20 protein-coding genes are annotated in these 13270 nt (G+C 57.9%); all 20 read left to right on the top strand.

Features of this window, described 5'->3' with window-relative positions:
• Positions 1-14: 14 nt before the first annotated feature.
• Complete coding sequence (locus ACTG1K_RS17955) at positions 15-965, top strand: DUF932 domain-containing protein (RefSeq protein WP_200164148.1); 951 nt, start codon at positions 15-17, stop codon at positions 963-965.
• A gap of 94 nt (positions 966-1059) precedes the next feature.
• Complete coding sequence (locus tag ACTG1K_RS17960; RefSeq protein ID WP_259268861.1) at positions 1060-2049, top strand: YqaJ viral recombinase family nuclease; 990 nt, start codon at positions 1060-1062, stop codon at positions 2047-2049.
• Entirely contained in the window at positions 2046-2999 is a 954-nt protein-coding gene (locus tag ACTG1K_RS17965) for a recombination directionality factor (RefSeq protein WP_200164147.1), read from the top strand. Before ACTG1K_RS17960 ends, ACTG1K_RS17965 begins: the two co-directional genes overlap by 4 nt.
• 281 nt (positions 3000-3280) lie before the next feature.
• Positions 3281-3829 carry a recombinase family protein gene (locus ACTG1K_RS17970; protein WP_200164146.1) on the top strand — a complete coding sequence of 183 codons (549 nt, stop codon included), beginning with the start codon at positions 3281-3283 and terminating at the stop codon, positions 3827-3829.
• A gap of 56 nt (positions 3830-3885) precedes the next feature.
• Positions 3886-6255, top strand: coding sequence for a hypothetical protein (locus ACTG1K_RS17975; RefSeq protein ID WP_244053577.1), 2370 nt, complete (start codon positions 3886-3888; stop codon positions 6253-6255).
• A 116-nt stretch (positions 6256-6371) separates the two neighbouring features.
• A complete protein-coding gene (locus tag ACTG1K_RS17980; protein WP_104015522.1) occupies positions 6372-6692 on the top strand; it encodes a hypothetical protein in 321 nt (106 codons plus the stop codon).
• Between the two features lie 10 nt (positions 6693-6702).
• A complete protein-coding gene (locus ACTG1K_RS17985) occupies positions 6703-7491 on the top strand; it encodes a hypothetical protein (protein ID WP_128318376.1) in 789 nt (262 codons plus the stop codon).
• A gap of 64 nt (positions 7492-7555) precedes the next feature.
• Positions 7556-8032: a lecithin retinol acyltransferase family protein gene (locus tag ACTG1K_RS17990; RefSeq protein ID WP_200164143.1), complete on the top strand. Its 477-nt coding sequence runs from the start codon at positions 7556-7558 to the stop codon at positions 8030-8032.
• A gap of 26 nt (positions 8033-8058) precedes the next feature.
• Positions 8059-8484 carry a DUF2787 family protein gene (locus tag ACTG1K_RS17995; protein ID WP_128318378.1) on the top strand — a complete coding sequence of 142 codons (426 nt, stop codon included), beginning with the start codon at positions 8059-8061 and terminating at the stop codon, positions 8482-8484.
• 9 nt (positions 8485-8493) lie between these two features.
• The gene (locus ACTG1K_RS18000; protein ID WP_128318379.1) at positions 8494-8796 is read left to right on the top strand and encodes a hypothetical protein; all 303 of its coding nucleotides are present in this window, start codon (positions 8494-8496) and stop codon (positions 8794-8796) included.
• 89 nt (positions 8797-8885) lie between these two features.
• A complete protein-coding gene (gene radC, locus ACTG1K_RS18005; protein ID WP_244053579.1) occupies positions 8886-9383 on the top strand; it encodes a RadC family protein in 498 nt (165 codons plus the stop codon).
• The gene (locus ACTG1K_RS18010; protein WP_244053580.1) at positions 9380-9571 is read left to right on the top strand and encodes a hypothetical protein; all 192 of its coding nucleotides are present in this window, start codon (positions 9380-9382) and stop codon (positions 9569-9571) included. The genes radC and ACTG1K_RS18010 overlap by 4 nt, the downstream gene beginning before the upstream one ends.
• Positions 9572-9595: 24 nt before the next feature.
• The gene (locus ACTG1K_RS18015; RefSeq protein ID WP_244053581.1) at positions 9596-9934 is read left to right on the top strand and encodes a hypothetical protein; all 339 of its coding nucleotides are present in this window, start codon (positions 9596-9598) and stop codon (positions 9932-9934) included.
• Positions 9935-10049: 115 nt separating this feature from the next.
• Positions 10050-10556, top strand: a complete 507-nt coding sequence (locus ACTG1K_RS18020) for a hypothetical protein (protein ID WP_182859631.1) — start codon at positions 10050-10052, stop codon at positions 10554-10556.
• Entirely contained in the window at positions 10556-10765 is a 210-nt protein-coding gene (locus ACTG1K_RS18025; RefSeq protein WP_034165709.1) for a hypothetical protein, read from the top strand. Before ACTG1K_RS18020 ends, ACTG1K_RS18025 begins: the two co-directional genes overlap by 1 nt.
• A 2-nt stretch (positions 10766-10767) precedes the next feature.
• A complete protein-coding gene (locus ACTG1K_RS18030) occupies positions 10768-11130 on the top strand; it encodes a hypothetical protein (RefSeq protein ID WP_134996533.1) in 363 nt (120 codons plus the stop codon).
• 79 nt (positions 11131-11209) lie between these two features.
• Positions 11210-11752: a hypothetical protein gene (locus ACTG1K_RS18035; RefSeq protein ID WP_236766432.1), complete on the top strand. Its 543-nt coding sequence runs from the start codon at positions 11210-11212 to the stop codon at positions 11750-11752.
• Between the two features lies 1 nt (position 11753).
• The gene (locus ACTG1K_RS18040; RefSeq protein WP_244053582.1) at positions 11754-12101 is read left to right on the top strand and encodes a hypothetical protein; all 348 of its coding nucleotides are present in this window, start codon (positions 11754-11756) and stop codon (positions 12099-12101) included.
• 93 nt (positions 12102-12194) lie between these two features.
• Positions 12195-12509: a hypothetical protein gene (locus tag ACTG1K_RS18045; RefSeq protein WP_244053583.1), complete on the top strand. Its 315-nt coding sequence runs from the start codon at positions 12195-12197 to the stop codon at positions 12507-12509.
• Positions 12510-12511: 2 nt separating this feature from the next.
• Complete coding sequence (locus tag ACTG1K_RS18050; RefSeq protein WP_244053584.1) at positions 12512-12919, top strand: type IV toxin-antitoxin system YeeU family antitoxin; 408 nt, start codon at positions 12512-12514, stop codon at positions 12917-12919.
• The last annotated feature ends 351 nt before the right edge of the window (positions 12920-13270 follow it).

Genomic DNA, 13270 nt, shown 5'->3' on the forward strand with positions numbered 1-13270 from the left:
TTAAGGAGATACACATGGCTCACCTCATCGACACCATGGCTTACACCGGCCAAACCCCGTGGCATGGCCTTGGCAATGTCTTGCCCCCACAACAATCCCTCGATATATGGCTACAGGCTGCCGGGATGGATTGGACTGTCGAGCAGAGCGACGTGATGTTTAACGTCGCCTCCGATGCACTGCATATCCGCCCCTACAGCGACAGCAAGGTACTTTATCGCTCCGATACCCTTGCTCCCCTGTCGGTGGTCTCAAGCCGCTACAACGTGGTACAGCCCCACGAGGTGCTGCACTTCTATCAAGATCTGGTAGAAGCCGGTGGCTTTGAGCTGGAGACCGCAGGCTCGCTCAAAGGGGGCCGCAAGCTGTGGGCACTGGCCAAGACCGGTCAGGATCTCAAGCTAACTGGCGGTGACTTGGTGAAATCCTATCTGCTGCTGGCAACCAGCTGCGATGGCACGCTCTGCACCACGGCGCAATTCACGTCTCTGCGGGTGGTCTGCAACAACACTCTTCAGATGGCACTGCGCGGCGCTACCGGCGCAATCAAGGTGCCCCACTCCACTCAGTTCGATGCCGCAGCAGTCAAAGAATCGCTTGGGCTAGGGCTCTCTCATTGGGATGAGTTCAAGGTGCAGACCAAGGCACTGGCACAACGGCCAGTCGCCCCTGAAGAGGCGCTGCGCTTTTTCAGCGACCTATTGGCACAACCGCTCGATGAGGAGAACATCATCCTCACCAAGCCGGTACAACGGCTGCATGAGCTCTATCAGGGCGCTGGTATGGGCTCAGAGCTTGCCAGTTCCCGCAATACCGCCTGGGGGCTGGTCAATGCGGTCACAGAATACGTGGACCATCATCGCCGTGCTCGCAGCCAAGATCACCGGCTCGATTCCGCCTGGTTTGGTCAGGGCGCTCAACTCAAATCCCAAGCCCTGAATCAAGCCCTCACCCTGCTGCAGTAATTCCTCTTCCCCATTCAAACCGCATAACGAACTCACCCGGACTGGCACAAGCCAATCCGGGCGTAGCCATTTATGCCGTCAACAAGGAATAGTCATGAAAGCAAAAGCCAAGTATGGCCAGGCCCTGCGGCTGGCCTCCACTACCCAGTTAACCCGCGAGCAGTGGCTCGCTATCCGCAAACTCGGCATTGGTTCCTCCGATGCCGCCGTGGCCGTGGGGCTCTCCCCCTACAAATGTCCGCTCAGCCTGTGGCTGGAAAAGACCGGTCGCAAGGAACCGGAAGATATCTCCCACAAGGAAGCGGTGCTGTGGGGCATCGAGCTGGAACCGGTCTTGGCGCAGGTTTATGCCAAACGCACCGGCTTTCGTGTACGCCGGGTCAATGCGGTACTGCAACACCCCGAGCAACCCTTCATGCTCGCCAACCTCGACCGGGAGGTAGTCGGCCATCCCGATGGGCCGGGCATTCTGGAGATCAAGACCGCCAGCTATCACAGCGCCCCCCAGTGGGAGGAAGGTGTGCCGGTGGCTTACCAGTGTCAGGTACTGCATCAACTGGCCGTTACCGGCCATGCCTGGGCCGAAGTGGCAGTGTTGATCGGCGGCCAGGATTTTCGGATTTACCGTATCGAGCGTGACGAAGAGAAGATCCAGGATCTCACCGAGCGGGAAGCGCAGTTCTGGCTGATGGTGCAACAAGACCAGCAGCCCGAGCCTGACGGTTCCAGCGATGCCGCCAATGCCCTGAGCTGGCTCTTCCCCCGCGATGATGGCCAGACGGTGGATCTCTCCGATTCCCCCGAGTTCAACCAGCTGTTTGGCGAGCTACTGCGCTTGCGTGAGCAGAAAGAAGCGGTCGAGCTACAGGAGTCACAACTCAAGCAGCGGCTGCAAGCCACCTTGGGCGAAGCGACAGCCGGGCTGTTTGCCAACGGCAAGATCACCTGGAAGCGCAGCAAAGACCGGCTGGCACCGGATCTGGATAAGCTCGGTCAGGATCATCCCGACCTGCTCACCCGTTATGTCAGACCGGTGCCCGGCGTGCGCCGTTTCACCATTCAACCCCTGAGGCAAACACCATGATCAAAGGACTGGCGATTACCCCGCCCGTGATCGGGCGGATCTGCATCGGCAAGCTGGTGCAAAAACAGGATAAGTGGGTGCCGGAGAAGGACGACAGCTTCACCCTCACCACCCAGATACAACAAAAGGGGGGATGGTTGCTCCATCCCCTGCATCAACACTACTCATCGCAAAAGAAAGGTCAAGGGCAGGAGCAGACCAAGATCCGCGCCATTCCGGTGCGAGTGCTGTTCAACGACAGCGACCTGAACCTACGGGCGGAATACAGCGCTTTTGACCGGCAAACCGGCAGGCCTCTGTGTGTCGGTAATGGGGAGGTGGCAAGACGCGTGGGGGCACAAGGCATGGAGGAGGTCAGCTGCCCTGGACCAGAGCGCTGCGCCTTTGCTGGACAACAGGGCTGCAAGCTGTACGGACGACTGAACCTGTTTGTGGAGGGGCAAGGGGATGAGCTGGGCAGCTTTATCTTCCGCACCACCGGCTACAACTCGGTACGCACCCTGGCGGCCCGGCTGAAGTACCTGGAGGCTGTGAGCGGTGGCCATACCCGCTACCTGCCGCTCACTCTGCGGTTGCGAGCCAAGAGCACAACACAGTCCTACCGCACACCGGTCTACTACGTGGATTTGACCTTGCGGGAAGAGACCAACCTGACTGAGGCAGTCAGACAGGCACAGGAGGCTGCCAAGCGTGACCAAGACGCAGGCTTGGCCATCGACCAGATGGAGCAGGCCGCGCGCGAGTTGCTGCGTAACGGCCAGTTTGAGGATATCGATGAAGAGGTGCCGATGTTACTGGAGGAGTTCTTTCCCAAGGCCGAGACGCCAGAGGCATCCTCCGCATCACCGTCAATGGCAGTGGCCACGGTGTCAGCACGCCCCCGTCCTCGTTCCTCCCCCCTAACCAGTAAGCTTGGCAAAAGCGCTGACCCTTCGTCATCCCATGCCTGATCCCGGTATGGCCGATGCGCTGCGTAGGTATGGTGATAAATCCTTTCAGATCAATTCGTAGCGATGCGTTCGACTGCGACCTCACGACGGGACGTCTGTCACAAAACGGCCCGTCGCTTATTCCCATCACTGGTTTGGGGTCAATAGATCAAGCCCTATTGACCCTCACGAAATAGGCACCTTTTTCAGCCATTTCCCACCCTTTTCAGGTCAATAAGGTCTCTTTGAGGCTTTTGACCCAGGGTGTCAGTGTACCTTGCCCTATTGACCGGGAGGAGACCATGGCACTGCTAGGTTATGCACGCGTGAGCACTGTGGGCCAGAGCCTGGATACCCAGCTTCAGGCGTTGGCCGAGTGCAGCAAGATTTTCCAGGAGAAGGTGAGCGGAGCCCGCGATGACCGGCCCCAACTCGCCCAGCTGTTGGAATGTGTGAATGAGGGGGACGTAGTGATGGTGGCCAAGCTGGATCGCTTGGCACGCAACACTCGCCACCTGTTGGAAATTTCGGAGTACCTGCAACAGCGGCAAGTGGCCCTGCGCGTTGTGAACCTGGGGATCGACACCTCGACCCCGACCGGCAAGTTGATGCTGACCATGATCGGTGCTATCGCCACCTTCGAGCGTGAACTGATGCTGGAGCGCCAGGCTGAGGGGATTGAGCTTGCCAAGCGGCGCGGAGCCTACAAGGGCCGCAAGCCCACCGCGATGGCAAAGGGGCTCGAGGTGCTGACGCTGGCCAAGCGCGGGTTACCCAGGGCCGAGATCGCGAGGCAAACGGGGATCAGCATCTCCAGCGTACAGCGCATCCTCAGGACAACAGAAAAATAATGCCGGGGTATCTCCCGGCGTATCGGATTCGTATTCAACACCAAGGAAGAAAAATAATGAAAAAACATCATCATCTTTCATTAATTGCCGCTTTGGTCCTCAGTGCCTGCGGCGGTGGCAGCGACGGCAGCAACAGTGATAATGGCGGCAATGGTGCTCCCGCCGATATCACCCTAACCGGTCGCGCCCTCTCTGGGGACTATCTAGCAGGGCAAACAATTTGCCTGGATTTCAATGCCGACCAGCAATGTGACAGCAACGCCCCACGAACAACCACCGATAGCCAAGGGCGCTTTACCTTCACCCTGCCCGAAGCCCAACAAGCTGCGGCCAGGCAGGCATGGGCCATCGTGGCTCCAACAGCAGAGCCAGCGGGCGCATTACATCGCGCTGCTCGCTCAATCAGCAACGCAATGGCGACGCCCATGATGCTCGGCTACTTTGACGGGGCCCAGTTTACTGTCAGCCCCTATACCCACCAGTTGGTCATTAGCACCAATCAGGCAGAGCGCCAACACCAGTATCAATCCAGTATCGCGGCCAAGGAGAAACAACAGATTGCAAGCGAACTGGGGCTAACAACCCTGGCGGCCAATGCGCAAAAACTGTTTGGCGACTACCTGGCTGCGGGGGATGCACACAGCACAGTCCTGGCTGACGTCGCAGCAACCAGGGAGCAACAACTCCTTGAGGCGAACACTCTGCAAGCCCAGCTGGCCGAGTCGTTGGCCAGCAACAATCCGCAAGGCTGGACATCGGTACAGGTCAACGTGCGCAACCTGTGGTCAAACAGTTTCCACTTGCAAACCATGCAGCACCTTCGCCAACAAGAGGTTCTTTACAGTAAGCGCGTCGGCGCCATCGAAACCACGAAGACCGAAGGAACGCAGTGGTTACTTGATGAGAACGGAGGGGTTGACCCCTCGCTGACACTGCAGCGCTATACCAATGAGGTCACTAAAGATTGGGAGCAAAAACATTACCGCGAGTGGGCTAGCTGGGCATTTGATTACAGCCAGGACGGGAACGCCAGCTTCAGGGGGGAGAAGGCAAGTCAGGGCACCTTTAGTCAGGACGCCGATGGCCTCTACAGCTACCACACGATAGAGTTCTACAACGAGGGAGACCCGGCATCTGAAGGCGCGGGCTCACGGCCTGAGCTGACCTATTGTGATGGGTTCGACATTCAGGCGGAAATGACCCGCTGGAGCGCCAACCCAGACAACATCGCCGTTGACCACTGCGTGGCCTTCGTGCAAAAGCGGGATATCGTGGAGAGCGTGGATGCCCAAGGGGCCTGGGTCAACAGCGACACCATGACCGAATGGCAAAAACCCAAAGAGGTTAATAGTTGGTTGGTGAATGACAAGATGCCGCCCAGTTACCATGAACCCCGTAGCCAACGCGTCACGGCGCAGGGGGATGTTCAGCGTATCACTCAATACGACTGGCACGCCCTCACCCTCAACGCCCCCAGCCTGGGCCAGTCGCCATTTAACGTAAGCCGTGATGAGCTGCAACAGCACAACGGCGATAAGACCATCAAGCTGAGCCAACCCCTGTGGCGTTATGGCAGCAAGCTCGGTAACAGCATAGCCGGCTTCGAGCGGGTGGAATTACAAAACTACAACCCAACCCGCTGGGGACGTTATAGCGATGCCTACATTGAGCAGGACCACCAGCAACAAGCTGGCGGCTTTACCCTCCAAAACCGCTTCTTCCAGCTGGACGAGCGTCAACCGGAAGGTGTCGCGCAACCCCTGAACCTAAAGTTCGCGGACAATGTCACCCCGTTCTCGACCCAGTATTGGCAGTTTGATAACGCAACCCAAACGCTGAAAGTGAAACATCACTACCAACCGGTGACCGGGGAAATTGTGTTTGTGCTGCCTTGGCCCCGGTTCGTCATTGAGGGCAATCCGATGAAGCTGGAGGCCTCCATCCAACTGCAACCAGCAAGCGGTCTGCCGAGCGCTATGCAAGTCACCCGCGTAGATGATGGCCAGCCAATCAGCTCGCCTACCTTTGCCCAAGGGCTCTTTAATTCCCCCCTGCGCTGGACTGTCACACCCTCCACCTCCGAACCAGATGTGACAACCCTGGTTGAGTTGCTCTTTGGCCAGGCGCCGTTTGGCTTTACCGCCGACCGGGATACCAGCGCACTTCGGCAGTGTGAGTTGGGTCGCAGCGACACCAGCGTCCAGCAACACCTGCTGTTTGCACCGATTGGCGGAGATATGGTGCTGAACGTGACCTGTCACGAAACGAGCGGTGATTGGGTCATGGAGCAGTATCTGCTGCGTATCACTACCCCCTTTAACGGCACGGCCTTCCAAGCAGAGCTGCTGGACTATGCCGAAGGGGCCAACATCTACCGTGATGAGCCACGCCAGCGCTATCCGCTGACCTTCATCAAGCAGTCATAGCCACAACCCTGCCCCTGGCCAATCTGATTGGCCAGGGGCTTTTTCATTGCTACGGCTCCTCACTGGCGTTCCATCGCCAATTGGGGAGTCTTTGTTATGCACGATTAGGAGACATCATGAAACGTTACTTTGCTATCGCGGGCCTGCTTTTTCTGGCCCTGACCATCAACATCGCCTGGACCGGCAAAGCCCCTTGGCTCGGATTCTGGGGGCTGACCGCCACCTTCGTGTTCGGCACACTCTTCACTGGCGTTGGCATGTGTATCGGGGAGTGGTTTCGCCGTTTTACTCACCCGGACTGGATCTCGACCAGCGGCGCTGTCGAGACCTTCAAGGCCAAGATATTTTGGCTGATGGGGCCACAGGCCATCGGGGCGCTGATCGGCTTCTTCGCCTTTCAGGGCTTTATGAACAACATTCTCGGCTATGCCGTTTAAGGAGCGTGGGATGCATCAATGGATAATAGCCCTGCTGGGCTTACTGCTGACGCCCGCAGTACTGGCGTTTGGAGACCATGGCCGCTGGAACGATGGCTGGGGGCAGGGTGTGACGGAGTATTCGGCAACGGTTGATGACGCGACCTATCTCTATCTCTCGTGCCGGATGGGCCAGCTTAGCCGCATCGAACTCAACCAAGCGGGCCAAGCACCTACTGAAACCGTTTGGCTACGCATCGATGGCCATACCTATCCCCCGCTATCGAGCATGGTGGCAGGCAATGACAGCAAGGCGTTTTATGACATGTGGGCCGCGCTGCGCTCTGCCAAGTCGCTGCAAGCCACCACCCAGGATGGCCGCACCGTTGAGCTGCCGGTAGCGGGTGTACAAGAGGTCCTGTCCGCCGCAACAGACGCTGCCTTCGACTGTGCCTTTCCAGCTCCGGAGCCTGAGCCAGCTGCTGCCCCCTTGAACTTTGAACTTCGCGCACAGCAGGGCGTACTGCAGGTCGTGTCTCGTAATGACCCTGTCACGATCAATGACATCACCATCAACCGTGGCCAGTGTCAGTTGGTTCGGGAAGTGCCGAGCAATGATTGTATCAGCGGTCGCGTGAAATGGAGCACCTGTCTCGCCAGTAAAGACAGGCTGAAGCCAGAGTACATCAAGCAGGTGTTCCCTGTTGCCATGAACTTTGGACAGCAAGCCCGGTTCACCCTCAAGTCAACACCGCTGTGCCGAGTACTGGAGGTAGTTATTCATACCGACCGGGGGGATGCCGGTTACACCTTCGAGTGAGCCACGCCCAACCTCGCTATGCCCGGTCTCGTACCGGGCTTTTTGTTTTCTAAAAGGAGCAGACATGCAACCTGGTGACCATCTGGTCGTAAGCAGATGGGGCTATGACCATCACGGCCTCTACGCGGGCAATAACCAAGTCATTCACTATACCGGGCCTTTCTCGAGTGAAGGCCCGGTGACAGGGCGGATTATTGTCTCATCGTTGGAGATATTTACAGGCAATGGCGACTGCTACCTGCGTGACTACAGCCACCGTTACTACAGCCCGAGCGAAAGCTTGGCGCGAGCACACCAACGGCTGGGAGAGCGGGCCTACAACCTGCAGTTCAACAACTGCGAGCACTTCGTGACCTGGTGTATCCAGGGTGTGCACCACAGTGAGCAGGTAGACCAGGCGTGGAGTACCGTCTTGCTAGTCATCACGCTTGCACAAACGCCACTGCCGCCGATCCGCACCACCGTACCTACGTTCCCCGCACTATTCACACCGCTGACGAACACGTTACCAACCTGGCTTCTGCCCTGGCGACTGCGCTAGTCCGACCCCTTTATTCGGAGTTCACCATGACCATTCCCTTTTTTCGGGACGGCTTTGCCCTGCCCGTAGCACCGGCTCTACTGGAGCTGCTTGACCAGGAAATCGCTAAAACCGACCTCAATCTGGAGCGTTTAACCCAACTGACCTTCAACTTTTGCAATCCCGGCTACACACCCGAACAAGGGGGCGTCCATCCGGTCGAGCTCCGCCTGATACGTGGTCTGGATGGCTGGTTGTTCGATTACGTCACTGATTTCAGCTACCAGGGGCTGGGTCCGGATGCTGAGCTCTACAAGGAGCTCGACTTCAACTTCCTTGATGGTGAGCACTATCTGCAGGGATGGGGACCGCTGCCGCCAACAGAAGCCCATGAACTCTTTCACATGTGGCAGAACAGTTTTCTTGCCTACGCCCAACTGGGCTTTTTTACCGTCACCGTCAGTGGTGACTAACGAGGCCTGATGCCCAAACAACCGATAGCCGTTGAGCTGGAGGCCATCAATCGAGAGGGGGAGACACAGGTGGTACGTGACAGTGGCCTGACCGTGCAGGGCTACGGCGTCTACCTGCGGGCCGTGGAGGCCAGCGGACTGGCGCTAGCCACTTGGGTCACTGACTGCGACACCATCGGCCCAGCTTACGAACTGGCTGAGCGCTTGAGCCTAGCGCTGGCCGTCCCGCTCACCATTCTGGTCCCAGAACCGCTGATGCCGATACAGAGTGAATCCGCCGCCACGGCAGGAGCCATCACGACGGCCAGCTGAACTACCCTCAAAGTGAACCAACAACATTTCTACCTTTAACCCCGACATGCTTCCTGCGTGCCGGGGTTTTGCTTTTTCTGGAGACCACCATGCGTTACTACAAACTGAAAGCCGGGGAATGCCCCGGCACTTATGTCGTCACCGAGCCCGTGACCGAGCAAGACCTGTTGCGCATCGCCAATCAGATTGCTCGCAAACGCCTGGCCAAAGGCACTACCATCACCAGTACCACAGAGGCCGCCGAGCGGCTGCAAACTCTGCTACAAGACCGGGAACATGAAGTGTTTGGCGCACTGTTCCTCGACTCCCAACATCGCGTACTGGCTTTTGAGGAGCTGTTTCGCGGTACCCTCGATAGCGCCAGCATCTACCCACGGGAAGTGGTCAAGCGGGCCCTGATACTCAATTGCGGGGCCATCATCGCGGTCCATAATCACCCCAGTGGTGACCCGGAACCCAGTCAATCAGACCGGGTCTTTACCCAAGCCCTCAAAGAGGCCTTGGCGCTGGTCGATGTGCGATTGCTTGACCATCTGGTGGTCGGTGCAGAGGGCGTGGTATCCCTGAAAGAGAGAGGTCAGCTATGACTCTAACTCTAGGTAAGTCACACCTCACCGCCCTCGATATCCTCCTCGAATTGCGCTGCTGGCTTGCAGACAACGTCGAAATGCAGGCCGAGCCCGCCATCGTGACTCACCTACCCAATGGCTACCTGCTCACCCAGGCTGACTGCATCGACGCTATCGATACGCTGCTGCATCAGCTACGCCATTAGCTACTCAAAGAAGGGACAAGCACCATGCGATTACCCAATCCCTATTCCCTTGAGGAAACCCTCGAGAAGCTGCGCCATGGCCTGGCAGTCGCCAGCAACGAAGATGCCCTGACGTTGCTGGAGAAGGCCGTCACCAAGGCGCGTGATGACGAGGCCTATGCCAAGCGGCTTGAAGAGACCCTGCTGCAAGGATCCACCATCGAGATCCGCGAGTGTCTCAGTTGCTTTGGCGACTACGTCGAGCGATTCCGAGACGTGCCGCCCTATTACCCGCATCACGATGCCGTCAACGGCATTGATTGTGCGCTCTACGCCATCCTGTTTGATGCTGCTCACCCAGACGCAGAGCAGGCACACGAATAACGCCAGCATCCCCAAAACCGGATCATCAGCGCCAACACAATGATCCGGATATCCCGACATCACCCACAAGGCCACCTCACCGAAGGTGGCCTTTTGCATTTCAAGGAGTCACCCCATGTCTGCCTTCATGATCGATCGCCAAGATTACCTTGCCTTTGCCGTGCAGTTACACCGCTTTTGCAATGCCCCGATGCCACCGCACTACACCCTTGAGTTGCTGCGCTCCCTCTGGTGGCTACCGCCAGCAGACACCACCAGTACCTGGACGTGGCGGGTAGATCGGTTAGTACGACTGATGATGCTCGCCAATCGGCGGGCGGTCTGGCATCGCTATCAGCTAGGGCGTCAGCAGGACCAGAAGGAACCGCGCCAGCACTGCTCTACCAAACTGAGTCCATTTAAACCTGCCCACCGTTACCACCAGGCACCACTCACCGATAGCGAGCTGGTGGCGCTGTACAAATTCACCTGCTGCGCCCTGTACCAATCGAGTGAATGGAGCGGGAGCCCTGAGCAGGCACCTCGGCTTGTGAAGGTAATACAGCAGTTGCAACAGGCTCTCGCGCAAGACGTGCTGACCCGGTTGTCACTGTGGGAGCAAGCCCCTTGGGGGGAGATGTGATGAACCATTCCATCACTCTGACAGTGACAAGCTCACCACCGAGCTCAACCGCCCAGATAGCACAACGTATCTCTGATGACATGGCATACCTGCATCACCGTCTCGGGGATGGGGTCAGCGATGAACTGGGCATCAGTATCAGCTATCTAGTCGAACAATTTGCGCTGCTGGCAACGGCTTACCGAGCACCTGCAGAAAGGGAGAAATAACAATGATTGAGTTCAACGACAGCTTTAGCCAGGCCGCCGTAGCGGAGGCCATGTGTGCCCATCCAGCACTCGCCAAGCTCATCAGTCAGCAGTTGATGCTGCCGGGCTTTGCCTATGCCCACGATGTGGAGGGACGGCGTATTGGCGGCCCGCTGGTTGCACCCAACCCGGTACTGCACAAGACCACGCTCTTTGTCAGCCCACGAGATATGCGTGAACACCTGCCACGAGAGATTCACTTCGCCCGCTTTCGCTGCGCCTGTAATGCAGCGGGTCAACCGGTCGGCGAGTGGCAACGGGTGATTGTTGGAGCCTACGTCAACCACGGCAGTAACGACACGCCGGATTGGAGTAGTCATACCTGAGTCACGGCCACCAGTACAAACAAGACCCCACACAGCCCCTCACACCGAGGGGCTGTTTGCATTTGAAGGAACCCCAACCATGCATGACTTACGTGATTACAACACCCTGACCGCTCAGCAGCTCACCGTTGCCATCGGCCAGCTCAACCACAACACCGCATCGAAGATAATGACCCACCTCGCATTGCGGGCCAGGCAGTCGCCCCCGCTTGGTAATGGCCGTAGCAGAGCCAAGACCCTCAAACTGCTGCGCCGGGTCAAGAAAGCCCGCAAGGCGGGGCGTATCCCGTTCGAGCTCACCGTAACGGGTTGCCGCATCGACCGAGGCAGCCATCAGGCTGACCGTTACTACTACGACCGCACGCTACTGGCTCAAGGTTGGCAGCAATACGATACCGAGGATGACGCGTGGTATTTCGGCATCTGGATTAACACCGAGAAGCTGGAGACCTTTACCTACGCCGAAGGGGATACCAGCCATGTGATTGCGCCGAACGTTGAGGCGTTTCGCGCTGAATTGGCACGGCTCTACCAGTACCACCCACAAGCCCCGGCGTTTATCAGCATCGACCAAGAGGCTGGCGTTGTGACCCACCATTTTGAAGCCAAACCGGAGGTGTGACATGGCGAAAAGCATCACCATCCGGGTGCCGGGCAAGCATCCACAGACCGGCGAGCTCACCACCTTCGAGCTCAAGGGCCAGCGCATGGATATCAACATCGGCGGGCAGGCCGTGCCCTTCCTCATTCACGGGAGGGGGATAGGGACGTCGCTCACGCACATCCCTAGCGGCTACCGCATAGCCCTGCTCGGTGGTTGGCTCACCGCGCGTTACGCAATCCCTGAGAATAAGCCCAGCAGAACAGCCTGCGCCCAGATGGCCATAGACCGGCTGGTGGCCCAGTACGGCTCACGGCACCTGCTGGACCGGCTCAATTGCAAGCCGGTTATCAACGAGGCGACTGACTGAGCTCGTTGACGCCCCACTGTCTCGCTCATCCACAAACAGCATAAAGGGCCAGCCCTCACAGGCTGGCCCTTTGCATCACTGGAATCACCGAACATGACCCGTCTTATCACTGGGCTCGAGGTGCATCACTATGCCCCCGAGCTTAACAAACTGCATCTGCGTAACCGGCAGACGTTACCCGCTCCCGGCATCACCACCATCAAAGAGGCCAAAGCCCGCCTTTTTGGCCACTGGCTGCCAGGGCATCAGGTGACCATAACCGTGAGTCACCCTGACTACGTCAATCTCTCACGGCTCTACCGGGGGCGGCTGGCCTGTCTGACCGACCTTCCCGAGCACCTGACCAGATTGCGCCAGCGTCACAACGTACCCGGCACCTGCATCGACATTGAACTGAGGTATCGCTAATCATGACCACAATCCACCCCACATGCTCTGCCACACACCATCCAGATCACCAGGCTCTCACACCGCTCCCCAGCATCAGCTGGGGTCTGCCGCGTGATATCTCTCCACGTTTTGGCGCTCGTCTGATACAGAGCCGCTACCGGCTCGATTTTCTATCCGATCGGGCCAGTCTGATAGGTGAATGGAGTGAGGCGCAGATAGCCAAGCTCGACCTGGCTTTCCCGGAGATCATCAAGGCACTGGAAGCCAATCTGCTGACCGGCGAACTGGATGCCCAGCATCAGCACTGCATCACTATCCAGCACGGCGGCTTTACCTGCGAAGCCGATACCCTGGGTAGCCACGGCTATGTCTACTTAGCCATTTACCCAGCGACCAACATGGACGCCAATCCTGAGCGCAAGGCGTGACCACCAATCCGCTTGTGGTCACATTTTGGCGCCTACTCATCCGTGATTAATGGGATAGATCGTGGGGAAAGCCAATTCATGGCCTTCCTTTTGTTTTTTGCCTGCCAACTTGAGGCGTTGACTATCTCATCTTTGCAAGAACAACGATGCACCGTGATCGCCATTACGCGTGACATTACGCATAGTGCTGCGGGGTTCATTTGTATAAACTGCCCGCCAGATAATGGATAGACAACTGACGGGCCGGACTTTTTCTCGCCGATGCATCACCTTGGCTGCATCGCTTTCTGTTGACCCACCACCCTGGATAGGTCCCTGCTGCGCCTGCAAGGCTCGGCATGCGCCGTTCCG

The sequence above is a fragment of the Aeromonas sp. 102P genome (assembly GCF_051920345.1).
Classification (GTDB): Bacteria; Pseudomonadota; Gammaproteobacteria; order Enterobacterales; family Aeromonadaceae; genus Aeromonas; species Aeromonas veronii.